Genomic DNA, 26,025 nt, shown 5'->3' with positions numbered 1-26,025 from the left:
TAATGGTGAATCTTGAGGGTGATAAACATTTATTGTATAATTCTTATTAACAAAAGGGATACCGTTTTAGTAATCGGACAATAGAGTTAGGGACATGTTAATTTAGCGAGGTGAAATATGAATCTTAAATCAATTACATTGCAAAATTTTAAAGGCATAGAAAATTTAAATATTGAATTAGATGGAAAAACGACAGTGATTTTTGGAATAAATGGTGTTGGAAAATCCAGAAAGAGAAAACCCGTTGGAAGGGACAGGAGTGGTTTTGATTGATGAATTAGATTTGATGAAGCAGAAGCGTTAGCTGACATATTAGATGAAAAATCCAATGGATATTCAGAAGGAGTAGTAAAAGCGAGAGTTCTGATTTCCCGGGGGAGAAGATATGAAATGAATCTACAGAAAGTCTCCGATTTCAGTGATTGGTGCTGAAACCGGAGACTTTTAGGTTTAAAATTTCTGGAAATTCACTATTTCGTGCGCCGACCTCTTGCCATCCTTGCGGGATACCATTTTTGAAACCATGCTGTGAAAATCCCCATCAATATCGGGATTAAATTATTCACAATGATAAGCAGATTTTCTACCCCGGCCTTCCTAAGCAGAAAGGTCCAGATTACTGTCAGTACATATAACGTGCCCCATGCTGCTGCGAGAATATAATTTGTCTTCATGAAGAGCGGATTTTGATGTGCACTTTCACCGCCATAATTATATTTTACATACGTAGCGCATAAAGGTTCTTTTGTCAGACACGAAAGCAGCCAGAACAGTCCGAACACAAGATATCCTACATTCGTGGAAATAGCTCCATTTTCGGTTATATTTGCTGTTGCAGAAAGTACAGCAACGGTTACGATAGAGAGTTGATCCCAGATTACAAATCTATGATCTCTCATAATAAGCGGTACAGCTGCCGTGATAATAAGCGTGATCAAAGCGCCTGTTTCGGGATTGATGGAAACAGCAATCCAAAAGGCAATCCAAGGAAGAAGCATTGTTGCCATAGAAGGCTTTTTCAATTCCATAGTATTCAGAGAGTTTTCTTCTGTTTTTTTGACTGCAGATGAGTTTCCAAAGAATTTATCCCAATCAATCATTAAGGAGAAATCACCGGATACCGTATACATCTGTCGCCCCAAAGCTTCTGCGCCTCCGATTTCCCCACGGGAAATAGCTGACCATACAGCAAAAGGCGTGTCAATGCGTGTAGTTGGAGAAAGGCTTCCATCTGTAAAAACCTCGCTTCCGGCCTTGTTAAGTCGGATCTGATATGTATGCTCCAAATCGGTAAAATGCATCTCTAGTACGCGTTCTTTTCCATCGTAGGCGTCTTTGTTATAAAGAGCAGCCATTTGTCGGATAAACACAAGATCATCAGGTTCTTTCTTTCCGGTCGTTTTGTTGATTCCCCAACTGGCATCCGCCATTTTTTCGAATACATCCTTGGGATATAAAGGCGTATGGAGTATTTCATCAGTTTCTTTAGAGATGGCTCCAGTTCTTGCATATTCGGATCCGGCACATTTTACCGCAGTGAGATATTCATCTGTTCTTGCTGACAATTCTTTTACACGAAACAATTCTCCTTGACCACAAAAAACAGTCGTATAATTCCCTTTGCCGAGGATATGATCAAACATTCGCAACACACTGTCATTAGCACATGCCTTTTGCCTTCCATGTCATATCTGGCTTCATGACTGCCGCTTCCATATCCATCCTGCCCTGTACTCATAAAAGGAAGACTCATAGGAAGTTGTCGATCGATCAAATTCTTTAAGATACCAGGAACATTATGAAAAAGGCATTTCAATTAGAACAAAAATAAACAGAATCAAAAGTAGTTGACATTTCGTATTACGAAAGTATAATAGTATAGGTGAGAGAAAGGAGATTACCTATGGCTAAGATGGGACGTCCGAAGTCAGACGTGATCAAAGATAAAATTGTGACAATCCGAATGTCTGCGGAGGAACATCAGAAACTTAGGGACTATTCTGAGAAGCATCAACAGACGATAACGGAAACCCTTAAAGAAGGAGTTGACTTATTATATAAGACTCGTGATTAAGGTGTATTTTTTATGAAAAACATTACGAAATCAAGAGATTATAGTAGTGAAATGATAGAACGAAAAGGAGAAGTGCTATGGCATTAAAGAAAAAACCGGTAACAGGAATGAAAGATATTCTTCCTGCAGAGATGGAGATCAGAGATTATGTGATCGGTCTGATCAAAGATACATATAGAAGCTTTGGATTCTCATCCATTGAGACTCCATGTGTAGAGCATATCGAGAACCTGTGCAGTAAGCAGGGGGGAGATAATGAGAAGCTGATCTTCAAGATCTTAAAGCGTGGAGAGAAGCTGAGACTTGCAGAGGCGAAGGAAGAAGCTGATCTTGTAGACGGAGGACTCCGCTATGACCTGACACTTCCGCTGTCCAGATATTATGCAAATCATTCAAATGAACTTCCGGCACCGTTCAAAGCACTTCAGATGGGAAGTGTATGGCGTGCCGACCGTCCGCAGAGAGGACGTTACCGTCAGTTTATGCAGTGTGATATCGATATTCTTGGCGAGCCGTCTAACCTTGCTGAGATCGAGCTGATCCTTGCTACAACATCTCTGCTTGGAAAACTGGATTTCAATAACTTTACGATCCGTATCAATGACCGCCGTTTCCTGAAGGCAATGGCAGCTTACAGTGGATTTGAAGAGAAAGATTATGACAGCGTATTCATTACACTGGATAAGATGGACAAGATCGGTCTTGATGGTGTTGCAGCAGAGATGAAGGAAAATGGATATGCAGAGGAATCTGTTGAGAAATATCTTCAGCTCTTCAAGGAGATTACAGGAGATGTAGAAGGTGTGCGCGCATGTAAGGAGAAACTTCAGGGATTCCTTCCGGAAGATGCGGCAGACTCTCTTGAAATGATCATCACAAGCGTTGAAAGTGCGAAGGAAGCAGATTTCCGTATGCTGTTTGATCCGACACTGGTACGTGGAATGTCTTATTATACAGGAACTATTTTTGAGATTTCTATGGATGAGTTCGGCGGATCTGTAGGTGGCGGCGGACGCTATGACAAGATGATCGGTAAGTTCACAGGACAGGATACACCGGCAGTTGGATTCTCTATCGGATTTGAGCGTATCGTTATGCTTCTGATGGAGCGTGGATACAAAGTTCCGACAAGCAAAGAGAAAAAGGCATTTTTGATCGAGAAGAATATGCCGAAGGAAGGTATGCTCAAGGTTCTTGATCTTGCGAAGAAGGAGCGTGCAGCAGGCCGCCAGGTAATGATCATGAACATGAAGAAGAACAAGAAGTTCCAGAAGGAGCAGCTTGCAGAACAGGGATACACAGATATTACAGAGTGCTACAGAGATTCTGTTGATAACTTATAGAAAAAAGGGAAAGGAAGTAAATAACCATGGCTGAATCAATGCAGGGGCTTAAGAGAACACACCGTTGTGGTGAACTCTCAGCAGCCAATGTTGGGGAAACTGTAACTATCATGGGATGGGTACAGAAGAACAGAAATAAAGGAGGACTTGTATTTACAGACGTAAGAGACCGTTCTGGAATTATACAGGTTGTATGTGAAGAAGGCACTACAGATGCAGCAATCATTGAAAAAGCAGCGTCTTTACGTGCAGAGTATGTAGTTGCTGTTGTCGGAAAAGTTGAGAGACGTTCCGGCGCAGTGAATGATAAGATCACAACAGGTGAGATCGAGGTGATCCCTAGTGAACTTCGTGTACTTTCTGAGTCACAGACACCTCCGTTCCCGATTGAAGAAAACTCAAAGACAAAGGAAGACATCCGTCTGAAATATCGTTACCTTGACCTTAGAAGACCGGATCTGCAGAGAAATCTTCGTATGAAGAGTCAGGTTATGACACTGACACGTCAGTTCTTCTCAGATGAAGGATTCCTTGAAGTAGAGACTCCGATGCTTGGAAAGACAACTCCGGAAGGCGCGAGAGATTATCTTGTGCCAAGCCGTATTCATCCGGGATCTTTCTACGGACTTCCACAGTCTCCGCAGCTTTACAAACAGCTTCTGATGTGTTCAGGCGTAGACCGTTACATCCAGATTGCAAGATGTTTCCGCGATGAGGACCTTCGTGCAGACAGACAGCCGGAATTCACACAGATCGATATGGAGCTTTCTTTTGTTGACGTAGATGATGTTATCGAAGTAAATGAAAAGTATCTTAAAAAACTTTTTAAAGAAGTACTTGATGTAGATGTGCAGCTCCCAATCCAGAGAATGACATGGCAGGAAGCAATGAACCGTTATGGCTCTGATAAACCGGATCTTCGTTTCGGAATGGAACTCAAAGATGTATCTGATGTAGTGAAAGACTGTGGATTTGCAGTATTTACAAGCGCACTTGAGAATGGCGGAAGCGTTCGTGGTATCAATGCCAAAGGACAGGGAAGCATGCCGAGAAAGAAGATTGATAAGCTGACAGCATTTGTTAAAGATTACGGTGCTAAGGGCTTGGCTTATATTGCGCTTCAGGAAGATGGAACAGTAAAATCTTCTTTCGCAAAATTCATGACAGACGAGCAGATGAACGCACTTGTAAAGGCAATGGATGGAGAGCCGGGAGACCTGCTTCTTTTTGCTGCTGACAAGAATAAAGTAGTATGGGATTCTCTTGGAGCACTCCGTGTTGAGCTTGCAAAACAGCTTGAACTTCTTGATAAAAATGAGTATCGTTTTGTATGGATCACAGAGTTCCCACTGCTTGAGTGGAGCGAGGAGCAGAATCGTTTCGTTGCAATGCACCACCCATTTACAATGCCGATGGAAGAAGATATCCAGTATATCGAGTCTGATCCGGGAAGAGTTCGTGCGAAAGCATACGATATTGTTCTGAACGGAAATGAGATTGGTGGCGGTAGTGTCAGAATCTTTCAGGATGATATCCAGGAAATGATGTTCAAGGCACTTGGCTTTACAAAAGAGCAGGCTTACAGCCAGTTTGGATTCCTTCTGGATGCGTTTAAATACGGAGTTCCGCCGCACGCAGGACTTGCTTACGGTCTTGACCGTCTTGTTATGCTTATGGCAAAACAGGACAGCATCCGTGACGTAATCGCATTCCCGAAGATCAAAGATGCATCCTGTCTGATGACAGAAGCACCGACACCGGCTTCCGAGAAGCAGCTGGAAGAGCTTAGCCTTGCTGTTGCTGTAGAGGAGAATGAGGAAGAGACAACAGAAGAATAAATGGTGATTTTTCTGACAATATCAAAAGAAATTTAAAATATAATAAAATTTCTCTTGACAAATAGAAAGTGAACGACTACAATAAAACACATCAAAAGCAAAAACCGATGAGAAAGAGAAGTAGGTTTTAGAAGAGATCACAGAGAGCAGCAGGTGGTGGGATTGCTGTATGGATTCTGATTCTGAATGGACTTTCGAGGGCGGCCTGAAATGAAAAGAGTAGGAACCGCCGGGAACCGAACCCGTTATCAATCAGGAGCGTATGTTAGTACGTGAGAAAGTGGACGAACGTCAATTTGAGTGGTACCGCGATAATAATGAATTTTATTACCGTCTCAAGCAATAAGCTTGAGGCGGTTTTTTGTATATCAGGAAAGTTGATTTATAAAAAGAAATCCACAGTTTATTGACAAGAATCCCAAATCGGCTCCTTTGCTTTTGCAGAAATATTAAAAAGAAAAAAGGAGACAACAATTATGAAAAAGAGAGTATTAGCAGTTATTTTAGGAGCAGTAATGACAATGAGCCTTGCAGCATGTGGATCATCTGATGCAGGAAAGACATCTTCTGATGATGGAGAGAAGAGTTACACAATCGGTATTTCACAGTTTGCAGAGCATGGTTCTCTTGATAATTGCCGTGAGGGATTTTTAGAAGGACTGAAAGAAGAAGGAATCGAGGAAGGCAAGAACCTGACAGTAGAAGTGAAGAATGCAGCAGCAGATCAGGGAACAGCAAAACAGATCAGTGATGGATTTGTTTCAGACAAAGTGGATCTTGTATGTGCAATCGCAACACCAAGTGCACAGGCAGCTTACAATTCAGCAATGAACTCCGACATTCCGGTTGTATACACAGCAGTTACAGACCCGGTTGCAGCAAAGCTTGCGAAAGAGGATGGAACACCTGCAGGAAATGTAACAGGAACAAGTGATGAACTTCCGATCAAAGCGCAGCTTGAGATGATCCGTGAGATGCTTCCGGATGCAAAGAATATCGGAATCCTTTACACAACAAGCGAAGCAAACTCTGTATCCGCTCTTGCAAAATATAAAGAGCTTGCCGGAGACTATGGATTCACGATCGTTGACAAAGGAATCGCACAGACAGCCGATATCTCTCTTGCAACAGATGAACTTCTGACAGAGGTTGACTGCCTGACAAATCTTACAGATAACACAGTAGTTGCTTCCCTTGCAACAATCCTTGATAAAGCAAACAAACAGAACATTCCGGTGTTCGGAAGTGAGATCGAGCAGGTGAAAATCGGATGTCTGGCAGCAGAAGGACTTGACTATGTAGCACTTGGAAAACAGACAGGTAAGATGGCAGCAGAGATTCTGAAAGGTGAGAAGAAAGCATCTGAGATGAACTTTGAGACGATTACAGAACCAGGTTTCTATGTAAATGAAAAAGTTGCTGAAAACCTTGGGGTTACAGTTCCGCAGGATCTTGCAGATGAAGCGGTAGAGAGCTTTACAGAGATTACAAAATAGTATTGAAACAGAGAGGTTAACACATTATGGGGATTTATATTACGATTTTAGAACAGGGACTGATCTATGGAATCCTGGCGCTTGGGGTATACATCACTTATAAGATCCTGGATTTCCCGGATCTGACAGTAGATGGAAGCTTTCCACTTGGAGCCGCACTGACAGCGACGATGATCACAAGAGGCGTTCATCCAATCCTGACACTGCCGGCATCATTCCTGATCGGTGTGCTTGCCGGAGTCTGCACAGGTCTGATTCATGTAAAATTCAAGGTAAGAGATCTCTTATCCGGAATTATCATGATGACAGCACTGTGGACGATCAACTTAAGACTGGCAGGAACAGCAAATGTTCCAATCTTTGGAGATGACAGTATCTTTGATAATGCATCCGTAAATGGAATCTTCCATGATGGCCTTTCAAATTACAAAGTACTTGTGATCGTGCTTGTGATCGCAGTGATCAGTAAAGTATTATTAGACCTTTACATGAAGACAAAATCAGGTTTTCTGCTCCGCGCAGTAGGAGATAATGACGTATTGGTCACATCTCTTGCAAAAGATCAGGGCAATGTGAAAATCTTAGGACTTGCAATTGCAAACGGACTTGTTGCTCTTTCGGGAAGTATTTTCTGTCAGGAACAGCGCGTATTTGAAATTTCGAGTGGAACAGGTGCAATCGTAATCGGTCTTGCAAGTGTTATTATAGGAACAAGCTTATTTAAAAATGTATCCTTTATGAAAGCAACAACAGCAGTGCTGATCGGATCTGTGATCTATAAAGCCTGTGTTGCAGCAGCGTTGAAGTTCTTTGAACCACAGGACATGAAACTGATCACAGCAGTATTATTCCTTGTGATCCTGGTGATCGGTGGAGAACGCAGAAAGAAGGTGAAGAAGAATGCTCGAGCTTAGAAATATTGAAAAATACTACAATCCGGGGACCATCAATGAGATGTGCCTGTTTGACAAATTCAATTTGACCGTAGACAAAGGAGAATTCGTCTCCGTAGTCGGAAGTAATGGTTCGGGTAAGACTTCTATGCTGAACATACTCTGTGGAAGTATTCCGGTAGACGGTGGACAGATCCTGATGAACGGGGAAGATATTACAACCAAGAAAGAATTCAAGAGAAATCAGAAGATTGGACGTGTTTATCAGAATCCGGCAATGGGAACATGCCCGACAATGACGATTCTTGAAAATATGTCTCTTGCAGACAATAAAGGAAAATTCTTTGGCCTCAGTTCCGGAATCAATAAGGCGCGTAAAGAATATTATCGTGAGATTTTAAGCCAGCTTGGACTTGGACTTGAGAATAAAATGGATGTGAAAGTAGGATCTCTTTCCGGCGGACAGCGTCAGGCAATCGCCCTTCTAATGTCTACGATGACGCCGATTGATTTCCTGATCCTTGATGAGCATACAGCGGCTCTGGATCCGAAAACAGCAGAGCTGATCATGGAATTGACAGGAAAGATCGTAGAAGAGAAAAAGCTTACAACGATCATGGTCACACATAATCTTCGTTATGCAGTGGAATACGGAAACCGCCTGCTGATGATGCACCAGGGTGGAGTTGTGATGGATCTCAAAGGAAAAGAAAAAGAAGAACTTCAGGTAGAAGATATCTTGAGCAAGTTCAATGAGATCAGTATAGAGTGTGGAAATTAAATACTCAAAAATACAAAGAAAGGATTGATAGCTGTCACTCAGACAACTGTCAATCCTTTTTTAAAGCTTTTTATTCGTCCCATCCTTCGTAGAATCGGATATTTACGGAAATATTTCTTACAATCTCATCTTCAGCAAGTTCAATATCTTCCAGATCAGATACATGTGGGAAGATTGGATCCTCTTCTTCTAATTCAACAGTGATCCATGTTCTTGCAGCTTCGTTTGCATTGTCAATCGCGTCGTCCAAAGTTTCTCCGGATGCCTCGCAGCATTCGAGATCCGGGAAATGTGCGTCATAGCCTCCATCTTCCTTCTTACGGAATACGGCTGGATATATAAATTTCATTTCATAATTCCTCCTGGTTTCTAAAACATAATCTGTTACTTAGTATAGTTGATAAAAAATAAAATGGCAAGAGGGGAACGTTTTAGATATGAAAAAAGCACTTAAATCTTTAAAGATCTAAGTGCTTCAGAGCGACAGACGGGGTTCGAACCCGCGACCCCAACCTTGGCAAGGTTGTACTCTACCAACTGAGCCACTGTCGCATAGGATTGTTCCCAATGAACAATCAATATGAAATTAAGATGTTGAGAGCGACAGACGGGGCTCGAACCCGCGACCCCAACCTTGGCAAGGTTGTACTCTACCAACTGAGCCACTGTCGCATAACTTATTGTTCCGACGAACAATAAATATGTTACTACAAGATCGTTAAAATGTCAACAGAAAAAATAAAAAAAATTAGAGGAAATGAAAAAAATTAAGTCTAAGACTTCCTAGTGAAAGAAAATCATGCTATACTGTGGTTACTGTGACTTAACACAACAGATGTGAAAAGAAGGATGTTGTAAATCTTTGTTCTATAATAAAAGAACAAATTACACAGAAATAAAAGATGAAAGAGGTGTCCATAATGAAAACAGTAAAGGTAGCAATTCTCGGACTTGGAACAGTAGGATCCGGTGTCTATAAACTGATTCAGAAGCGTGCAGATGTGATGGAGAAGACAATCGGCGCTCAGATGGAAGTGAAGAGGATCCTTGTTCGTAATATGAATAAGAAGAGAGAGGGTGTAGACGCTTCTCTTTTAACAGATAATTGGAACGATATTATTGAAGATGAGGAGATTCAGATCGTAATTGAAGTTATGGGCGGTATAGAGCCGGCGAAGACGATGATCCTTGAGGCGCTCAGAGCCGGTAAGAACGTAGTTTCTGCGAATAAGGACCTGATCGCAGAGGAGGGACATGTACTTCTTGCAACAGCTGAAGAGAATCATGTGGATTTCCTGTTTGAGGCAGCAGTTGCCGGAGCAATTCCGATCATTCGTCCGATGAAGCAGTGCCTGGCAGTAAATGACATCTCTGAAGTTGTCGGTATCGTGAATGGTACTACAAACTACATCTTGACAAAGATGACAGAAGAAGGAATGGATTTCTCAGACGCACTTGAGAAAGCACAGGAGCTTGGATTTGCTGAGGCTGACCCGACATCGGATGTAGAAGGTCTTGATGCAGGACGTAAGGTGGCGATCATGGCTTCTATCGCGTTCCATTCCAGAGTCGTATTTCCTAACGTATTTACAGAAGGAATCACAAAGATCACAGCGAAAGATATCGAGTATGCGAAAGAATTTGACAGTGTGATCAAGCTGCTTGGCGTAGCACATAACACAGAGAGTGGAATTGAAGTAGGTGTTTACCCAATGATGATCCATAAGGAACACCCGCTTGCATCTGTAAGAGATTCCTTTAATGCAGTTTTTGTTCATGGAGATGCAGCAGATGATGCAATGTTCTATGGACGCGGTGCAGGAGAGTTCCCAACAGCCAGTGCAGTTATGGGAGATGTGATCGATGTTGCGAGAAATATGGCATATGGCTGCAATGGAAGAATCAGCTGTACATGTTATAAGAACCTTCCGGTAAAAGACATTGGGGATGTGAAGAATAAGTTCTTTATCCGTATGCAGGTAACGAATGAACCAGGTGTTCTTGCTGCAGTTGCAGAAGTATTTGGTAATCATAAGGTTAGTATCACAAGAGTTGTTCAGGAACATACACAGCCACATCAGGCGGAGCTTGTTATTGTAACTGAGAGTGTGAAAGAGAAATACATGAAGCAGGCGTTAGAGGAGCTTCTGGCACTGCCTAGCATTCTGGAAGTGAGCAGCATTATCCGCGAGTATTAATCAGAAGAAGTAGAAATCAGACAGAAGCTTACAGGTTTATCAGATGTGATGTTTACTGTTCACACGATGTGCGACCAGCAACGCATCTCGCCATTTTAAATCGCCTTTGGCGATGGGGCGAGATGCATTCAAGTCAAAACACGCATCCTCCGTGTCAATCAGCGGAGTGATTGACACGGGAGTGAACAGTAACGATGTGATGTTTCTATATGAAAGAAGAATCATTGGTCAAGAAGGAGAAAAATAGTTGAGTTACGCAGATAAAGTATTTATTGATATGTGCAGAGACATTATAGAGAATGGAACAAGCACAGAGGGTGAGAAGGTACGCCCAAGATGGGAGGACGGAACACCGGCATATACCATTAAGAAATTTGGAGTGGTCAACCGCTATGACTTGTCTAAGGAATTTCCGGCACTGACTCTTAGAAGAACCGGGATCAAGAGCTGTGTGGATGAGATGCTCTGGATCTGGCAGAAGAAGTCGAATAATATTAATGATCTGAACAGTCATATCTGGGACAGTTGGGCTGATGAGGATGGTTCGATCGGAAAAGCTTATGGTTATCAGATGCAGGTGAAGCATCAGTATAAAGAAGGCATGATGGATCAGGTAGACCGCGTGATTTATGATTTGAAGAATAATCCGTATAGCCGTCGTATTATGACAAATATTTACGTGCATCAGGATCTTCATGAGATGAATCTGTATCCATGTGCATATAGTATGACATTTAATGTGACAAAGGAAAAAGATAGTGACAAGCTTACACTAAATGGAATTCTTAACCAGCGTTCTCAGGATGTCCTTGCGGCAAATAACTGGAATGTGTGTCAGTATGCAGTATTGCTTCATATGTTGGCGCAGGTATGTGACATGAAGGTCGGAGAGTTTGTTCATGTGATCGCAGATGCACATATTTATGACCGACATGTTCCGATGATTGAGGAACTGATCTCAAGAGAACCGCTTCCGGCACCGAAGTTCTGGCTGAACCCGGAAGTGAAAGACTTCTATGATTTCACACCGGATGATGTGAAACTGGAAGGATATGAGACACATCCGCAGATTAAGAATATACCAATCGCTGTGTAAAGGAGAAGAAGTATGCAGGCAATCGTAGCAGCAGATAATAATTGGGGAATCGGTTACCAGAACAGACTGCTGGTGAGCATTCCATCAGATATGAAGTTCTTTCGTCAGAAAACAACAGGAAATGTTGTAGTTATGGGACGAAAGACACTGGAAAGTTTCCCGAACGGACTTCCTTTGAAGAATAGAGTGAATATTGTTCTTACGAAGAATAAAAATTATCAGGTGAAAGATGCAGTGATCGTTCACTCAGAGGAAGAACTTTTAGAAGAATTGAAGAAGTATCCGAGTGAGAAGATTTATGTGATCGGTGGCGAGAGCATTTACAAGATGATGCTTCCATATTGTGATATTGTATATGTAACAAAGATAGACCGTGCATTCCAGGCAGACACTTATTTCCCGAATCTGGATCAGATGGAAGATTGGAAGATGACGGAAGAAGGAGAAGAACAGACTTGTTTTGATCTGGAATTTGCTTTTACAAAATATGAGCGCTGCTAAAGCAGATGCTGTGAAAGTGGAAAAGCGTAAAAGTGAGAAGATGAATTTGAAGATGAAGAAGAGAAGAGTAAGAGACTTTCTGCTTGCAGGAAGTCTTATTCTTGGAATGATGCTGACCGGGTGTGGAATGTCCGGGCAGCAGACAGAGCAAAACGGGGGAAAAGAACAGAATAAAGTAGAAAATGAAAAGATTAGTGTTGTAGCGACAATCTTTCCGCAGTATGATTTTGTGCGTCAGATCGCGGGAGAGAATGTGGAACTTAAGATGCTTTTAAAACCGGGTGAGGAGACACATTCTTATGAGCCGACGCCACAGGATATTATTGCGATCCAGAATAGTGATCTGTTTATCTATGTGGGCGGCGAGAATGATGCCTGGGTAGAAGACATTCTTGAATCAATGCCGGACAACGGAAGAAAGACTCTGAAGCTGGTGGATTGTGTTGACACAGTGGAAGAGGAACATGTGGAAGGAATGAAAGAAGAGCGTGGTCATGATCATGACGAGGATGATGCGGAGCATGAAGAGCACGAAGTGGAGCATGAAGAGGATGAAGCAGATCATGAAGAGCATGGACAGGAAGAAACACATTCTGTACATGAAATTGATGAACATGTGTGGACATCTCCGTTAAATGCGGTGAAGATCGTCGAGCAGATCAAAGAAGAGCTCTGCGAGATTGATTCGGAAAATGCATCTGATTATGAAGAAAATGCAGAAGCTTATGTAGCACAATTGAAAGAATTGGATCAGGAATTTCAGGATGTGGTGGATCATTCAAAACGAAAGCTGATGATTTTCGGAGACAGATTTCCGTTCCGTTATTTTGCAGAAGCGTATGGTCTGGATTATTATGCAGCATTTTCAGGATGTGCTTCGGACACAGAGCCAAGCGCAGCTACAATGGCGTTTTTAATCAATAAAGTACAGGATGAGAATATTAAAACAGTATTAAAAATGGAACTTAGCAACGAAAATATTGCGAAAGCTATTGCAGAAGCAACAAATGCTGATGTAAAAGAATTTTATAGCTGTCATAATCTGACAGCAAAGCAGTTTGCAGATGGAGAGACATATCTGAGTCTTATGGAGAAAAATGTTGAAACATTAAGGGAGGTGCTGAACTGATGGCGTTGATCAAATGTGAAAATGTATCCATTGGATACGAAGGACAGATGGTCGTACATGACTTGAATTTTGAGATTAATCAGGGAGACTACCTCTGTATTGTCGGAGAAAATGGTTCCGGAAAAAGTACACTTGTAAAGAGTCTTTTGGGGCTGAAGAATGTGGACAAAGGCAAGATTGTTTTTGATGATGGATTAAAACAGACAGAGATCGGATATCTTCCACAGCAGACAGATGTGAAGAAAGATTTTCCGGCCAGTGTTTATGAAGTGGTTCTTTCCGGCCGGTTGAACAGCAGAGGGATGAAACCGTTTTATACAGCAGAAGATAAGAAGCAGGCGTGGGAGAAGATGGACATGCTTGGAATCCGTGACCTCGCAAAACAATGTTTCCGAGATCTGTCAGGTGGACAAAGACAGCGTGTTCTGCTTGCAAGAGCATTGTGTGCGACCAAGAAACTCTTGCTTCTTGATGAACCGGTCACAGGATTGGATCCAATTGTGACAGCAGAATTCTATCAATTGATCAGTCGAATCAATAAGGAATCCGGGATTGCAGTTGTTATGGTTTCACACGATATCGAGAGTGCTGTAGAATATGCAAGTCATATCCTTCATTTACAGGAAACAGTGCTGTACTTTGGAAAAGCAGATGGATACGAGAAGAGTCGTGCCGGCAAAACATTCTTAGGAGGTGAGACACATGTTTGATGCAGTGATTGAGATGTTGTCTTATCCTTTTATGACAAGAGCGTTCCTTGTTGGATCACTGGTTGCATTATGTTCTGCATTACTGGGTGTCAGCCTTGTATTGAAACGGTATTCGATGATTGGGGATGGACTTTCTCATGTGGGATTTGGTGCCATGGCGATTGCGGCTGCGATGAATGCCGCTCCGCTTACAGTAGCAATCCCGGTTGTTATTGTAGCAGCAATTCTGCTTCTTCGAATCAGCGGGAATGCAAAGATCAAAGGAGATGCGGCAATTGCACTGATTTCTACAACGTCACTAGCAGTTGGCGTTATGGTGATCTCATTGACAACAGGAATGAATACGGATGTATATAATTATATGTTTGGAAGCATTCTTGCGATGAGTGCGGAGGATGTGAAATTAAGTCTTGTACTTTCCGTTTTTGTACTCATCCTGTTTATTGTTTTTTATCACAAGATATTTGCGATTACATTTGATGAGACATTTGCCCGTGCAACAGGTGTAAAAGCAGGAGTTTACAATACATTGATCGCTGTACTTACAGCAGTGACGATCGTGCTTGGAATGCGTATGATGGGAGCATTATTGATCTCGAGCCTGATCATTTTCCCGGCATTGACATCAATGAGAGTGTGCAGGACATTTAAAAGTGTTATAATAAACGCAGCAGTAATCTCTGTGGTGTGTCTGATTGCAGGAGTAACTCTTTCATATGTTGCGGCAACCCCGGCGGGAGCCAGTGTTGTTCTTGCCAATCTTGTAATGATGGTTCTGTATACAGTAGTTGGAGCTGTGAAAAATCATATGCGATAGATTAAATAAGATCAAGAACTCGACGTTGACAAGATATTTTTTAACACTTATAATTAATTTACGCTTTACGCAAATACGAAGACAGGGAGTAGTACACAGCTTGTGGATGTACAGAGGCTTATCTCTGAATTCAGGTGATGACATGGATAGATCTGGCTGTTGACACAGGTACTGTGAACGGTAAATACTGGATATTCGCCCTGGGCATGAAGGTCATGCTTGGGGCTTTCTTTTTTGAAAAGGGAGGTATATAGATTGAAACAGATTTCAGGAAACAAATTACTTGTAAGAGCGCTGAAGGAAGAAGGCGTGGATACCATTTTCGGCTATCCGGGAGCATGTACGATTGATATCAGTGATGAATTGTACAAGCAGGATGATATTCGGATCATTCTGCCAAGACATGAGCAGGCACTGGTTCATGAGGCAGATGCTTATGCCAGAACAACGGGGAAGGTAGGTGTCTGTCTTGTTACAAGCGGACCGGGAGCTACAAACCTTGTTACAGGTCTTGCAACAGCGAATTATGACAGTGTACCTCTCGTATGTTTTACAGGTCAGGTAGCAAGACCATTGATCGGAAATGATGCATTCCAGGAGGTTGATATTGTAGGAATTACACGCAGTATTACGAAATACGGTGTTATTGTACGAAACAGAGAGGATCTTGGAAGAATTATTAAAGAAGCCTTTTATATTGCAAGAACAGGAAGACCGGGACCGGTACTGATCGATCTTCCAAAAGATGTGATGGCAGAACTTGGAAGTGCGGATTATCCGGATACAGTCAATATCCGTGGCTATAAGCCAAATACGAATGTGCATATGGGACAGTTAAAACGTGCGCTTAAGATGCTGAAAAAGGCAAAGAAGCCGTTATTCCTTGCAGGAGGCGGTGTGAATATTGCACGTGCGAATGAGGTGTTTACAGAAGTTGTAGAGAAGACAGAAGTTCCGGTTGTCACAACGATCATGGGACGTGGAGCAGTTCCGACAGATCATCCACTTTATATAGGAAACCTTGGAATGCACGGAGCATATGCTTCGAACATGGCAGTCAGCGAATGCGATCTTTTATTCTCGATCGGAACACGTTTTAATGACCGTATTACAGGTAAGCTGCATGAATTTGCACCGAATGCACAGATCGTTCATATTGATATCGATACAGCATCTATTTCAAGAAATATTCATGTTGACGTGCCGATCGTTGCGGATGCGCTTGAGGCAGTTACGAAGATGAATGAATATGTAGAGCATTGTGAGACAAAGAAGTGGAGAAAACAGATTGCCGAGTGGAAGGAAGAACATCCTTTGACGATGAAGAACCGCGTGGATATGGGACCGCAGGATATTATTGAAGAGATCAACCGTCAGTTTGACAATGCGATCATTGCAACAGATGTAGGCCAGCATCAGATGTTCACAACACAGTATATTGAGATTACAAAGAACAAGCAGCTGATCACTTCCGGTGGACTTGGAACGATGGGATATGGTTTCCCGGCTGCGATCGGAGCGAAGCTTGGTAATCCGGATAAGGATGTTATTGCAATCTCCGGAGACGGTGGTATGCAGATGAACATTCAGGAATTTGCTACAGCAGTATTGGAAGAACTTCCATTGATTCTCTGTGTATTTAACAATGAATATCTTGGTATGGTACGTCAGTGGCAGAAGCTGTTCTATGGAAAACGTTACAGTATGACGAACCTGAAATCAGGAGCACTTTTCCGCAGAACAAACGGGCAGGAGATGCCGGAGTACACACCGGATTTTGTGAAGCTTGCAGAGAGCTACGGAGCCAAAGGAATCCGTGTTATGAAGAAAGAAGATATCGCAGCTGCATTTGAAGAGGCGAAGAAGAATACAAAGACACCGACACTGATCGAGTTCGTTATCAATCCGGAAGAACTTGTATATCCGATGGTTCAGCCGGGCGGAACACTTGAAGATTTGATCATGGATTGTTAATCGATTAGAACAGAAAATATAGGTTAGCGAGGAAGAGATATGGATAATAATATGAAAAAGAGATGGATTTCTCTCTATGTAGAAAACCAGGTTGGTGTACTTTCGAAGATTTCCGGTTTATTTTCCGGGAAATGTTATAACCTGGACAGTCTGACAGTTGGAACAACAGAAGACCCGACCGTTTCCAGAATGACAATTGCAACAGTCAGCGATGATGAGACATTTGAGCAGATCAAGAAGCAGCTTAACCGTATGATTGAAGTAATTAAAGTAATTGATTTTACAGACGTATTTGTAAGAATGAAAGAGATCCTTTATGTAAAAGTCTTAAAATGTACACCGGAAGATAAGGTTGAGATCTTTCAGATCGCAGAGACATTTAAGGCGAAAGTAATCGATTACGGAAAAGACAGTCTTCTGGTTGAGTTTGTACAGACTGCGACAAAGAATGATGCAGTTGTGAAGTTGATGAAGGAAGAATTTAAGAGCATTGAAGTTGTCCGAGGCGGAAGCGTTGGAATCGAGTCGATCAGTATGATGGAAAGATAATTAATAAAAAGAAATAAAAAAGTATCAGAAGCAAATTTAAAAGTTTCTGATACTTTTTTATTTATATGTTTTTTTGATTTTGTATCCATTTGTGATTTGCTATTACAAACGGAATAATACTGTTGCAATATTAAAGTAGATCAGGATTGAGAAGGTATCCACCAGTGTTGTGATCAGTGGAGAAGCCATGATCGCAGGGTCGAGATTTACTTTCTTGGCAAGAAGTGGGAGGGTACATCCAACCAGCTTTGCCATGATCACGGTTCCCATCAGGGAGCAGGCAATCACAACTGCAAGTCCTGGATTGTGATACTGTATAAAGATACGTACACCGTTGGCAACAGCAAGAAAAGCACCGACGATCAAAGAGATACGGAATTCTTTGAACATGACTTTGAAAAGATCTGTAAAACGAATCTCATCCAGTGCGATTCCACGGATGATCAGTGTTGCACTCTGGGAACCACAGTTTCCACCGGTATCCATCAGCATTGGGATGAAGGATACGAGAAGAGGGATGGCTGCGAATGCATTTTCATATCTTGTAATGATCGTTCCTGTGATGATGGAAGTGAACATCAAGATCAAAAGCCATGGGATACGGTTCTTTGCATGCTGAAGAACGGATGTTTCAAAATATGTCTTCTCACTAGGGTTGATGGCAGCCATCTTTGTGATATCCTCTGTGGCCTCATCTACCATAACATCCATAGCATCGTCGAATGTAACAATACCAACCATGCGGCCGTCCTGGTCAATAACAGGGAGCGCAAGCAGGTTATACTTTGTGAACAGCTGTGCAACCTGTTCCTGATCAGAGTGTGTATACACGGAGATGATCTCTGTCTCCATCAGGTCTTTGATCGGAACATCGTCATCTGTTGTCATCAAATCTTTTGCACTTACGATACCGACCAGTTTTCTGCGTTCTGTGATATAGCAGGTGTAAATGGTCTCTTTATGGATTCCGGTCTTCTTGATATGTGCCATCGCCTGTCCGACAGTCATTTCCTCACGCAGGTCTACATATTCCGTTGTCATGATACTTCCGGCACTGTCTTCCGGATAGTTCAGCAGCTGGTTGATCATGCTACGGTCTGACGCGCTGACGGTAGCCAGAATTCGCTTTACAAGGTTTGCCGGGAGTTCTTCCAGCATATCGACCGTATCGTCCATATAGAGGTCGTCTAAGAGCTCTTTCAGCTCTTTCTCAGTAAACATTGTTACCAGATAAGTCTGCATGGAAGTGTCCATATTGGAAAATACTTCAGCAGCTTTATCTTTTGGAATAAGACGAAAAGCAAGAGCCAGTTCTTTATCACTTAAAGTTGAGAGAAGAGAGGCTATGTCCACTTCGTTCATTACATCGAGAATACTTCTGACAGCTTTGAATTCGCGCTGCGCCAGAAGCTTTATAAAAATATCTTTGTCCATGATAATTACCTCGCATTATTTTATTTTTGTCTATTGAGCCACATATGTGGTAACTACTGGCACCAGAGTCCATAACCTCACCTCCCTTGTTCGTATTTTTATGAGAAACAAAAAACTCCATCATTGCCTGAACAATGACGGAGTCGTATTGACTTCTTATAAAATGCATCGTTCAAGCTTTAGTATCACAGGGCATATCAATTGCATTAGGTTGTGCCTTCTCGACACAGCCTGCTGACCAACTAATCGTGTCTCCACAATCTCGCGGCAGCAATCTCCGGGTCCTATCGAATGCTTGAAGCATGTCAAATATCCCAATCCCTGTGGTAACCTCACCTACCGAAATGATGTAGTTGTGTTGTTTTTACCATAGATTATTGTATCCCACGCAGCGGGGCGTGTCAAGGAAAAATGCGATAAATCTGTGTAAATTGGTGTAAAAAGAAAGAAAAAAGTGGAAAAAGATGAAAAGACAAAAAGGATATCTGTCAGAGTAATCATTACTTCTGGCAGATATCCTTTTTGTTTTCAATCCTTGCGGATCTGATATACAATTTTCCCATTCACTTTTTCCTCAGTGATCATTTTTTGCTTTACCATATAGGGAAGAATTGAATCAAGAAATTGTCTTGGATTAGTCACATTGATTTGTTCCTGCATAAATGGTTGTTTTGCCGTCAGATCTTTCACATATGGTTCAAGAGCTGTGCGGGTCATAGGACCATTTTTCTTCAATGTCTTTTTGACTTTGGAGATTCCTTTGGAACTGAGCATATTAGCAAGATCGCTTCCCTGTCTCATCGTACGCCACAATCCCCATCCGTAGACGATCATTGTAGCAACTGCAAAGAGAAGTACATAAGGAAGATATTTCAGAATCGTATGCATCATTTCCGTTTCTCTCCTTTCCAGTAGATCAGGTGATTATCATGAAGGATCTCAAGGTATTTGATCAGTCTTGTCAGCGGCTGTTCCATAGAAGGAAACTCTGCTTCAAGCTCTTTGGAGATTGCATGTACATCCTTTTTATCATCGATGGAGTTCCACACAAAAGTTCCAAGCTTGTCTAACTTGATTTCACTTACACGGGGACGACGGAAGAAGCGCTGAGCCAACTTGTGATAAAATCCCTTCCATTCGATAAGGACGGTAATAATACCGTCCTCACCTGTTTCATATTCAATTTCCGGATTCTTCTCCGGGATAAAGTCAAGATAGTTTTTACTGTCTTTCTTTTTCATTGAATTATTTTTCCTTATCAGCTTTCATACATACAACGTACAGAAGTACGAGTAATGCAATGTAAAGCACCAGACTGCCAACCTGTGGTAAGTGGAATGGCAGAATGATCTTAGAATCAATCTTAACTACTGCAAATACAGCAAGAAGGATACCGATGATACCTTCTCCGGCGATCATACCGGATGTAAAGAGAAGACCTCTGTCTGTACGTGCTTTTTTCTCTGCCTCTGTACCTTTTTTCTTCTCAACGAAGATACGTACAATACCACCAGCCATGATACCTGCGCTCAGAGAGAATGGAAGGTACATACCAACTGCGAATGGCATAACCGGCATCTTAAGGATCTCAACAACGATTGCAACAAATACACCGATCAGGATCATAGCCCATGGAAGTTCCTCATTCATGATACCTTCAACGAGCATCTTCATCATTGTAGCCTGAGCTGCCGGAATCTTTTCTGTTCCGTATCCCCAAGCCTCATTCAGAAGGTAAAGAACGAATCCGATTGCTGCAGAAGAAGCAACAACACCGATGATCTCTCCAATCTGCTGTTTGGAAGGTGTAGCACCTACGATGAATCCTGTCTTTAAGTCCTGAGAAGCATCTCCTGCGATTGCTGCAACGATACAGATGATACCACCGATAGAGATGGCTCCAACCATACCTGTAAGTCCTGTAGTACCTGTAACTTTCAGGATTACTGTAGCAAAGAGCAGTGTAGCGATTGTCATACCTGATACCGGGTTGTTAGAAGATCCGATCAGTCCAACCATACGAGAAGATACAGTTGCAAAGAAGAATCCGAATACAACGATGATCAGGGCACCAATCAGGTTAACCGGGAAGATTGGAAGAATCCAGATCAGAACAGCGATCACAAGGCTAACTCCGATCAGTAATGGGAATGGGAGATCCTGCTCTGTACGAAGCTGTTTGCTGGATCCGGCATTCTTTTTCATACTTCCAATGGCCTGCTTAAATGTTCTTACGATCAGAGGAAGGCTCTTAATCAGACTGATGATACCACCAGTTGCAACAGCTCCGGCTCCGATGTATTTGATGTAATTAGCCCAAAGAGCAGAAGGACCATCCACAAGTAATTCATTTACAGTAACTGAAGCAGGGAAGATTGTAGCATCTCCACCGAACAGTGCGATCATTGGCATAAGTACGAACCAGCTGAGTGTACCACCGGCGAACATGTAGCTGGAGATCTTCGGTCCACAGATATATCCTACACCGCCAAGTGCCGGAAGAACCTGCATACCAACCTGTGCTCCACTGTAATTCTTGAATGCGTGTCCGATCTCACTTGGGAAAAGCTGCATTCCGTCTGCAAGGAATTTGTAAACGGCTGCGATACCAAGTCCTGCGAATACTGTACCAGCCTTAGATCCACCTTCTTCTCCGGCCAGAAGAACTTCTGCACAAGCAGTTCCCTCTGGGAAAGGAAGTGTTCCGTGCTCTTCAACGATAAGAGCCTGACGAAGCGGTACCATGAAGCATACTCCGAGTGTTCCTCCGAACAGGGCGATCAGAGCGATGGAAAGGATGCTTGGGAAAGCGATCTTTCCCTCTTCAGCCCAAAGGAATAATGCAGGAAGTGTGAAGATAGCTCCTGCAGCAACAGACTCTCCGGCAGAACCGATTGTCTGTACCATGTTGTTCTCGAGAATAGAATCCTTACGGAGAATCACACGAATGATTCCCATAGAAATTACGGCTGCCGGGATGGAAGCGGAAACTGTCATACCAACGAGAAGTCCGAGGTATGCGTTAGCAGCTCCAAATACGATTGCCAGAAGGATACCAATCAAGAGTGCTGTCACCGTAAACTCAGGAACGACTTTGTCTGCTGGAATATACGGCTTGAATTCTTTCTTGTTGTTGTCCATTTTTTCAATGTCCTTTCTTTTGTTTTTCTACTATCCTGCTGTCCCCACAACAGATAGCAACGCCTTTTGTTAATATAAAAAATTTTTTATTAACATAGCTTTATGATTATAGCATATTAAAGTGCTAAAAGAAAGAATAAAACGTAAAAATGTTATGGAAATATGTTACAAATATAAAATTTTCATAAAAAATGGTAGATTTTAGGACATAATAAAACTGAAAAATGAGAAGAAATTTCAGAATTCTTGATATAAAAAAGGGTTTTACTAATAATAACAAGAAATGGAGAAACACACACGAATATAGAAATGTATGATGCCAAGAAGAAAAAAATGTGGTAAAATATAATGGATTATGTAGAAACAGAAAAGAACGGAGGTCAACAGTTGGAAGCTTATACAGGGTTTGCGGCGGTCTACGACATTTTCATGGATAATGTACCTTACGAAGAGTGGGGCGAATACATTCACAGTCTTTTAAAAGACCGTGGAATAGAGGATGGCATTCTTTTGGATCTGGGCTGTGGCACAGGAACAATGACAGAGAAGCTTGCGGATTATGGATATGACATGATCGGTGTGGATAATTCAGAAGATATGTTGGAGCTTGCGATGGAGAAACGTATGGAGTCAGGGAAGGACATTCTTTATCTGCTTCAGGATATGCGTGAGTTCGAATTATATGGAACAGTAAGGGCGATTGTCAGTGTCTGTGATTCGGTCAACTATATTACAGAACCGGAGGAACTAGAAGAAGTATTCCGTCTGGTGAACAACTACCTGGATCCAAAGGGAGTCTTTTTGTTTGATTTTAATACTGTATATAAGTATAAAGAGGTCATGGGAGATACTGTGATCGCGGAAGACAGAGGGGAATGTAGTTTTATCTGGGATAATTTCTATTATGAAGAAGAGCGGATCAATGAGTATGATCTGACTCTGTTCATTCAGGAAGACGCAAGTGAAGATTTGTATCGGAGATATCAGGAGACACATTACCAGAGAGGGTATACCTTAGAAGAGATGAAAGAGTTGGTAGAACGTTCGGGGCTTGTTTTTGAGGCGGCATATGACGCAGTTACACACGAGGAACCGACAGAGAAGAGCGAGAGAATCTATATCGTTGCCAGAGAATCCGGGAAATGAATTGGATACAATTCTTGAATAGATAAGAAAGACGAGGAGAATAAGACATGAATGATTATATTGTAAGAGCAACAGCAGGAAATGCACAGATCCGTGCATTTGCGGCAGTGACAACAAACCTGGTTGAGGAGGCAAGAGAGCATCACGGAACAAGTCCGGTTGCGACAGCAGCGCTGGGAAGACTCCTTACAGGTGGAGTGATGATGGGAAGCATGATGAAGAATGATACAGACATGCTGACAATCCAGATTCAGTGTTCCGGTCAGATCGAAGGTCTGACTGTGACAGCGGACAGCAAGGGAAATGTAAAAGGATATGCATTTAATCCGGATGTGATGCTTCCGGCGAAGAACGGAAAGCTTGATGTCGGTGGAGCACTTGGACAGGGTGTCATGACGATCATCAAAGATATGGGACTCAAGGAGCCATATTCAGGCCAGAACAATTCTGCAGACAGGAGAGATCGCAGAGGATCTTACTTATTATTTTGCAACATCTGAACAGGTACCGTCTTCTGTCGGACTTGGAGTTCTGATGAACAAAGATAATACAGTGAAATGTGCAGGTGGATTTATCGTTCAGGTAATGCCTTTTATCGAGGATGAAGTGCTTAATAAGCTGGAGGCAAACATTCAGAAGATCCAGTCTGTAACATCCATGCTGGATAACGGACATACACCGGAGCAGATGCTTGAGCAGGTTCTTGAAGAACTTGATCTGGAAATTACAGATACAATGCCGGCACAGTTCTATTGCAACTGTTCTAAGAAGAGAATCGAGAAAGCAATCATCAGTATCGGAAAGAAAGAGATTCAGGAAATGATCGATGAAGGTAAAGAGATTGAAGTGAAGTGTCATTTCTGTAATACAGCATATAAGTATACAGTAGATGAATTGAAAGAATTGTTAAAACAGGCTCGATAAGTATTGCCGGGGCTTTTGCCCTGACATCATATAATAGAAGATGGGGTGAAGATGAGATGAAAAATGGATTTGTGAAGGTTGCGGCAGCGACACCGGATATCCGCGTTGCGGATGTGGAATTTAATACACAGAATATCATCAATGCTATGGAAGAAGCACAGAAAAATGGCGCGAAGATTCTTGTATTTCCGGAGCTTTGTGTGACAGGATACACCTGTAGTGATCTGTTCGACCACAGCGTACTTCTGAAAGCTTCCAGAAAAGCATTGCTTGAGATTGCAGAAAATACAAATGACAAAGATATGCTTGTATTTGTCGGAGCACCGCTTGAAGTGAATGGAAAGCTTTATAATGTAGCTGCGGCAATGAATCAGGGCGAGATCATCGGATTTACGACAAAGACGTTCCTGCCAAACTATGGTGAATTTTATGAGATGCGCCAGTTTACTCCGGGACCACAGACAGTGAGAGAGATTACATTTGAAGGAAAGAAAATTCCATTCGGTCCGCAGATTCTCTTCCAGGCAGAAGGAATGGAAGAACTGGTAGTGGCAGCCGAGATCTGCGAGGATGTCTGGTCACCGGTTCCGCCGAGTATTCAGGCGGCACTTGAAGGTGCAACAGTGATCGTCAACTGTTCCGCAAGTGATGAGACGATCGGAAAAGATACTTACCGTCGTGCACTGATCTCCGGACAGTCTGCAAGACTGATCTCTGGATACATTTATGCAAATGCCGGAGAAGGGGAGTCAACTACGGATCTTGTTTTTGGCGGACACAATATTATTGCTGAAAACGGAACCGTTCTGAAAGAAAGCAGTAGATATGTAAATGAAATTATTTACTCAGAGCTGGATCTTCAGAGAATTACAGGTGAGAGAAGAAAGAATACGACATTCCAGCCATTGGATGAAGAGACTCTGGTACGTGTTCCATTTACCGTGGAAGAGACAAAGACATTTTTGACAAGAACATTTCCGAAGAAGCCGTTCGTTCCTTCTGATGAACAGACCCGTGCACAGCGCTGTGAGGAGATCCTGACGATCCAGGCAATGGGACTGAAGAAACGTCTGGCTCATACGAATGCAAGAACTGCTGTTGTCGGCATTTCCGGAGGTCTGGATTCCACACTTGCACTGCTTGTAACGGCACGCGCATTTGACATGCTTGGAAGAGATAAGAAGGATATCATTGCTGTGACAATGCCTTGCTTTGGTACAACAGACAGAACTTATCAGAATGCCTGTGAGATGTCGAAGAAAGTCGGAGCAACTTTGATCGAGGTTCCGATTGCAGATGCCGTGAATGTTCATTTCCGTGACATCGGACATGATCCGGAAGATCACAGTGTAACTTATGAAAACTGCCAGGCGAGAGAGCGTACACAGGTGCTGATGGATATCGCAAACAAGACTTGGGGAATGGTTATTGGAACAGGCGATCTGTCAGAGCTTGCGCTTGGATGGGCAACTTACAATGGAGATCATATGTCTATGTACGGAGTGAATGCTTCTGTACCGAAGACACTGGTTCGCCATCTTGTAAAATATGCTGCGGATGATACAAAAGACGAAGCTCTTAAGAATGTACTTTACGATGTACTTGATACACCGGTAAGTCCTGAGCTTCTACCGCCGAAGGACGGAGATATCGCGCAGAAGACAGAAGATCTTGTAGGACCTTACGAACTGCATGATTTCTTCCTGTACTTTATGCTTCGTTTTGGATATGAGCCGAGCAAGATCTTCCGTATTGCATGTATGACATTTGATGGTGAATATGACAAAGAGACCATTTTTAAATGGCTGGAAACATTCTGTAGAAGATTTTTCTCTCAGCAGTTCAAGCGTTCCTGTCTGCCGGATGGACCGAAGGTTGGTACTGTGGCACTTTCTCCTAGAGGGGACTGGAGAATGCCAAGTGATGCCTGCGTGGCAGTATGGATGAAAGATCTTGAGGCTTGCAGAGTATAAGAAAATAA

23 protein-coding genes, 2 tRNA genes, 1 pseudogene, 1 riboswitch and 1 other annotated feature are annotated in these 26,025 nt (G+C 42.4%); of the genes and pseudogenes, 18 read left to right on the top strand and 8 right to left on the bottom strand.

Annotated features, from left to right (window positions below):
* The first annotated feature begins 117 nt into the window (after nucleotides 1–117).
* Entirely contained in the window at nucleotides 118–273 is a 156-nt protein-coding gene (locus tag ACZ47Z_RS11190) for an AAA family ATPase (protein WP_157050419.1), read from the top strand.
* A gap of 197 nt (nucleotides 274–470) precedes the next feature.
* On the opposite strand, the gene ACZ47Z_RS11185 is transcribed toward ACZ47Z_RS11190, so the two are convergent.
* Entirely contained in the window at nucleotides 471–1,583 is a 1,113-nt protein-coding gene (locus ACZ47Z_RS11185; RefSeq protein WP_464525573.1) for a hypothetical protein, read from the bottom strand.
* Between the two features lie 320 nt (nucleotides 1,584–1,903).
* Here ACZ47Z_RS11185 and ACZ47Z_RS11180 point away from each other — a divergent pair, with 320 nt between their 5' ends.
* The 6 genes from ACZ47Z_RS11180 (at nucleotide 1,904) to ACZ47Z_RS11155 (ending at nucleotide 8,425) form a co-directional block, all read left to right on the top strand.
* A complete protein-coding gene (locus ACZ47Z_RS11180; protein WP_020436816.1) occupies nucleotides 1,904–2,074 on the top strand; it encodes a hypothetical protein in 171 nt (56 codons plus the stop codon).
* A 77-nt stretch (nucleotides 2,075–2,151) separates the two neighbouring features.
* Complete coding sequence (gene hisS / locus ACZ47Z_RS11175) at nucleotides 2,152–3,417, top strand: histidine--tRNA ligase (RefSeq protein WP_464525572.1); 1,266 nt, start codon at nucleotides 2,152–2,154, stop codon at nucleotides 3,415–3,417.
* 26 nt (nucleotides 3,418–3,443) lie between these two features.
* A complete protein-coding gene (gene aspS / locus ACZ47Z_RS11170) occupies nucleotides 3,444–5,255 on the top strand; it encodes an aspartate--tRNA ligase (protein ID WP_464525571.1) in 1,812 nt (603 codons plus the stop codon).
* A 98-nt stretch (nucleotides 5,256–5,353) separates the two neighbouring features.
* Nucleotides 5,354–5,596: a binding site (T-box leader), on the top strand.
* Nucleotides 5,597–5,731: 135 nt separating this feature from the next.
* Nucleotides 5,732–6,751, top strand: coding sequence for an ABC transporter substrate-binding protein (locus ACZ47Z_RS11165; RefSeq protein ID WP_055171864.1), 1,020 nt, complete (start codon nucleotides 5,732–5,734; stop codon nucleotides 6,749–6,751).
* A gap of 26 nt (nucleotides 6,752–6,777) precedes the next feature.
* Nucleotides 6,778–7,665, top strand: coding sequence for an ABC transporter permease (locus ACZ47Z_RS11160; protein WP_055147474.1), 888 nt, complete (start codon nucleotides 6,778–6,780; stop codon nucleotides 7,663–7,665).
* Nucleotides 7,652–8,425, top strand: a complete 774-nt coding sequence (locus ACZ47Z_RS11155) for an ABC transporter ATP-binding protein (protein ID WP_020436821.1) — start codon at nucleotides 7,652–7,654, stop codon at nucleotides 8,423–8,425. Before ACZ47Z_RS11160 ends, ACZ47Z_RS11155 begins: the two co-directional genes overlap by 14 nt.
* A gap of 70 nt (nucleotides 8,426–8,495) precedes the next feature.
* Here the strand turns inward: ACZ47Z_RS11155 and ACZ47Z_RS11150 are convergent, their stop codons facing one another.
* From ACZ47Z_RS11150 to ACZ47Z_RS11140, 3 genes are all read right to left on the bottom strand, one after another.
* Nucleotides 8,496–8,774 (bottom strand): type II toxin-antitoxin system HicB family antitoxin, encoded by a 279-nt coding sequence (locus ACZ47Z_RS11150; protein WP_015529464.1) that lies wholly within the window; start codon nucleotides 8,772–8,774, stop codon nucleotides 8,496–8,498.
* Between the two features lie 130 nt (nucleotides 8,775–8,904).
* Nucleotides 8,905–8,977: transfer RNA gene (locus ACZ47Z_RS11145), tRNA-Gly, on the bottom strand.
* A gap of 47 nt (nucleotides 8,978–9,024) precedes the next feature.
* Nucleotides 9,025–9,097: transfer RNA gene (locus ACZ47Z_RS11140), tRNA-Gly, on the bottom strand.
* A 248-nt stretch (nucleotides 9,098–9,345) separates the two neighbouring features.
* On the opposite strand from ACZ47Z_RS11140, the gene ACZ47Z_RS11135 reads away from it, so the two are divergent.
* The 8 genes from ACZ47Z_RS11135 (at nucleotide 9,346) to ilvN (ending at nucleotide 17,399) form a co-directional block, all read left to right on the top strand.
* Nucleotides 9,346–10,623: a homoserine dehydrogenase gene (locus tag ACZ47Z_RS11135; protein ID WP_054752210.1), complete on the top strand. Its 1,278-nt coding sequence runs from the start codon at nucleotides 9,346–9,348 to the stop codon at nucleotides 10,621–10,623.
* A 247-nt stretch (nucleotides 10,624–10,870) separates the two neighbouring features.
* On the top strand, nucleotides 10,871–11,719 hold the full coding sequence (gene thyA, locus ACZ47Z_RS11130; protein ID WP_020436824.1) for a thymidylate synthase: 849 nt from the start codon (nucleotides 10,871–10,873) through the stop codon (nucleotides 11,717–11,719).
* A gap of 12 nt (nucleotides 11,720–11,731) precedes the next feature.
* Nucleotides 11,732–12,220 (top strand): dihydrofolate reductase, encoded by a 489-nt coding sequence (locus ACZ47Z_RS11125; protein ID WP_195937232.1) that lies wholly within the window; start codon nucleotides 11,732–11,734, stop codon nucleotides 12,218–12,220.
* 40 nt (nucleotides 12,221–12,260) lie between these two features.
* On the top strand, nucleotides 12,261–13,349 hold the full coding sequence (locus ACZ47Z_RS11120; RefSeq protein WP_464526056.1) for a metal ABC transporter substrate-binding protein: 1,089 nt from the start codon (nucleotides 12,261–12,263) through the stop codon (nucleotides 13,347–13,349).
* Nucleotides 13,349–14,059 (top strand): metal ABC transporter ATP-binding protein, encoded by a 711-nt coding sequence (locus ACZ47Z_RS11115; RefSeq protein ID WP_015529468.1) that lies wholly within the window; start codon nucleotides 13,349–13,351, stop codon nucleotides 14,057–14,059. The genes ACZ47Z_RS11120 and ACZ47Z_RS11115 overlap by 1 nt, the downstream gene beginning before the upstream one ends.
* Nucleotides 14,052–14,876 (top strand): metal ABC transporter permease, encoded by an 825-nt coding sequence (locus tag ACZ47Z_RS11110; protein WP_055147458.1) that lies wholly within the window; start codon nucleotides 14,052–14,054, stop codon nucleotides 14,874–14,876. The genes ACZ47Z_RS11115 and ACZ47Z_RS11110 overlap by 8 nt, the downstream gene beginning before the upstream one ends.
* Before the next feature lie 255 nt (nucleotides 14,877–15,131).
* A complete protein-coding gene (gene ilvB, locus ACZ47Z_RS11105) occupies nucleotides 15,132–16,850 on the top strand; it encodes a biosynthetic-type acetolactate synthase large subunit (protein WP_020436827.1) in 1,719 nt (572 codons plus the stop codon).
* A 39-nt stretch (nucleotides 16,851–16,889) separates the two neighbouring features.
* Complete coding sequence (gene ilvN / locus ACZ47Z_RS11100; protein ID WP_015529471.1) at nucleotides 16,890–17,399, top strand: acetolactate synthase small subunit; 510 nt, start codon at nucleotides 16,890–16,892, stop codon at nucleotides 17,397–17,399.
* A 102-nt stretch (nucleotides 17,400–17,501) separates the two neighbouring features.
* On the opposite strand, the gene mgtE is transcribed toward ilvN, so the two are convergent.
* The 4 genes from mgtE to ACZ47Z_RS11080 all read right to left on the bottom strand — a co-directional run bounded on the left by mgtE (nucleotide 17,502) and on the right by ACZ47Z_RS11080 (nucleotide 21,974).
* Complete coding sequence (gene mgtE / locus ACZ47Z_RS11095; protein ID WP_464525570.1) at nucleotides 17,502–18,833, bottom strand: magnesium transporter; 1,332 nt, start codon at nucleotides 18,831–18,833, stop codon at nucleotides 17,502–17,504.
* 157 nt (nucleotides 18,834–18,990) lie between these two features.
* Nucleotides 18,991–19,184, bottom strand: a riboswitch (M-box (ykoK) riboswitch).
* Between the two features lie 177 nt (nucleotides 19,185–19,361).
* Nucleotides 19,362–19,724 (bottom strand): hypothetical protein, encoded by a 363-nt coding sequence (locus ACZ47Z_RS11090; protein WP_015529473.1) that lies wholly within the window; start codon nucleotides 19,722–19,724, stop codon nucleotides 19,362–19,364.
* Nucleotides 19,721–20,074, bottom strand: a complete 354-nt coding sequence (locus ACZ47Z_RS11085) for a PqqD family protein (protein WP_015529474.1) — start codon at nucleotides 20,072–20,074, stop codon at nucleotides 19,721–19,723. The genes ACZ47Z_RS11090 and ACZ47Z_RS11085 overlap by 4 nt, the downstream gene beginning before the upstream one ends.
* Before the next feature lie 4 nt (nucleotides 20,075–20,078).
* Entirely contained in the window at nucleotides 20,079–21,974 is a 1,896-nt protein-coding gene (locus ACZ47Z_RS11080; RefSeq protein WP_464525569.1) for an OPT family oligopeptide transporter, read from the bottom strand.
* A gap of 387 nt (nucleotides 21,975–22,361) precedes the next feature.
* Here ACZ47Z_RS11080 and ACZ47Z_RS11075 point away from each other — a divergent pair, with 387 nt between their 5' ends.
* The 3 genes and pseudogenes from ACZ47Z_RS11075 to ACZ47Z_RS11065 all read left to right on the top strand — a co-directional run bounded on the left by ACZ47Z_RS11075 (nucleotide 22,362) and on the right by ACZ47Z_RS11065 (nucleotide 26,017).
* Nucleotides 22,362–23,120: a class I SAM-dependent DNA methyltransferase gene (locus ACZ47Z_RS11075; RefSeq protein ID WP_020436831.1), complete on the top strand. Its 759-nt coding sequence runs from the start codon at nucleotides 22,362–22,364 to the stop codon at nucleotides 23,118–23,120.
* 47 nt (nucleotides 23,121–23,167) lie between these two features.
* A pseudogene (gene hslO / locus ACZ47Z_RS11070) lies at nucleotides 23,168–24,044 on the top strand (Hsp33 family molecular chaperone HslO).
* A 56-nt stretch (nucleotides 24,045–24,100) separates the two neighbouring features.
* A complete protein-coding gene (locus tag ACZ47Z_RS11065) occupies nucleotides 24,101–26,017 on the top strand; it encodes an NAD(+) synthase (protein ID WP_015529477.1) in 1,917 nt (638 codons plus the stop codon).
* Nucleotides 26,018–26,025: the final 8 nt, after the last annotated feature.

The sequence above is a fragment of the Mediterraneibacter faecis genome, assembly GCF_055383675.1.
Note: the sequence above shows the minus strand (reverse complement) of the source record. Positions and strands in the feature narration are given on the sequence as shown.

Bases quoted from the DNA above. Each gene is read 5' to 3' on its own strand.
- ACZ47Z_RS11190 (WP_157050419.1), top strand. From the start codon at position 118: ATGAATCTTAAATCAATTACATTGCAAAATTTTAAAGGCATAGAAAAT.
- ACZ47Z_RS11180 (WP_020436816.1), top strand. From the start codon at position 1,904: ATGGCTAAGATGGGACGTCCGAAGTCAGACGTGATCAAAGATAAAATT.
- hisS (WP_464525572.1), top strand. From the start codon at position 2,152: ATGGCATTAAAGAAAAAACCGGTAACAGGAATGAAAGATATTCTTCCT.
- aspS (WP_464525571.1), top strand. From the start codon at position 3,444: ATGGCTGAATCAATGCAGGGGCTTAAGAGAACACACCGTTGTGGTGAA.
- ACZ47Z_RS11165 (WP_055171864.1), top strand. From the start codon at position 5,732: ATGAAAAAGAGAGTATTAGCAGTTATTTTAGGAGCAGTAATGACAATG.
- ACZ47Z_RS11160 (WP_055147474.1), top strand. From the start codon at position 6,778: ATGGGGATTTATATTACGATTTTAGAACAGGGACTGATCTATGGAATC.
- ACZ47Z_RS11155 (WP_020436821.1), top strand. From the start codon at position 7,652: ATGCTCGAGCTTAGAAATATTGAAAAATACTACAATCCGGGGACCATC.
- ACZ47Z_RS11150 (WP_015529464.1), bottom strand. From the start codon at position 8,774: ATGAAATTTATATATCCAGCCGTATTCCGTAAGAAGGAAGATGGAGGC.
- ACZ47Z_RS11135 (WP_054752210.1), top strand. From the start codon at position 9,346: ATGAAAACAGTAAAGGTAGCAATTCTCGGACTTGGAACAGTAGGATCC.
- ACZ47Z_RS11125 (WP_195937232.1), top strand. From the start codon at position 11,732: ATGCAGGCAATCGTAGCAGCAGATAATAATTGGGGAATCGGTTACCAG.
- ACZ47Z_RS11120 (WP_464526056.1), top strand. From the start codon at position 12,261: ATGAATTTGAAGATGAAGAAGAGAAGAGTAAGAGACTTTCTGCTTGCA.
- ACZ47Z_RS11115 (WP_015529468.1), top strand. From the start codon at position 13,349: ATGGCGTTGATCAAATGTGAAAATGTATCCATTGGATACGAAGGACAG.
- ACZ47Z_RS11110 (WP_055147458.1), top strand. From the start codon at position 14,052: ATGTTTGATGCAGTGATTGAGATGTTGTCTTATCCTTTTATGACAAGA.
- ilvN (WP_015529471.1), top strand. From the start codon at position 16,890: ATGGATAATAATATGAAAAAGAGATGGATTTCTCTCTATGTAGAAAAC.
- mgtE (WP_464525570.1), bottom strand. From the start codon at position 18,833: ATGGACAAAGATATTTTTATAAAGCTTCTGGCGCAGCGCGAATTCAAA.
- ACZ47Z_RS11090 (WP_015529473.1), bottom strand. From the start codon at position 19,724: ATGATGCATACGATTCTGAAATATCTTCCTTATGTACTTCTCTTTGCA.
- ACZ47Z_RS11085 (WP_015529474.1), bottom strand. From the start codon at position 20,074: ATGAAAAAGAAAGACAGTAAAAACTATCTTGACTTTATCCCGGAGAAG.
- ACZ47Z_RS11080 (WP_464525569.1), bottom strand. From the start codon at position 21,974: ATGGACAACAACAAGAAAGAATTCAAGCCGTATATTCCAGCAGACAAA.
- ACZ47Z_RS11065 (WP_015529477.1), top strand. From the start codon at position 24,101: ATGAAAAATGGATTTGTGAAGGTTGCGGCAGCGACACCGGATATCCGC.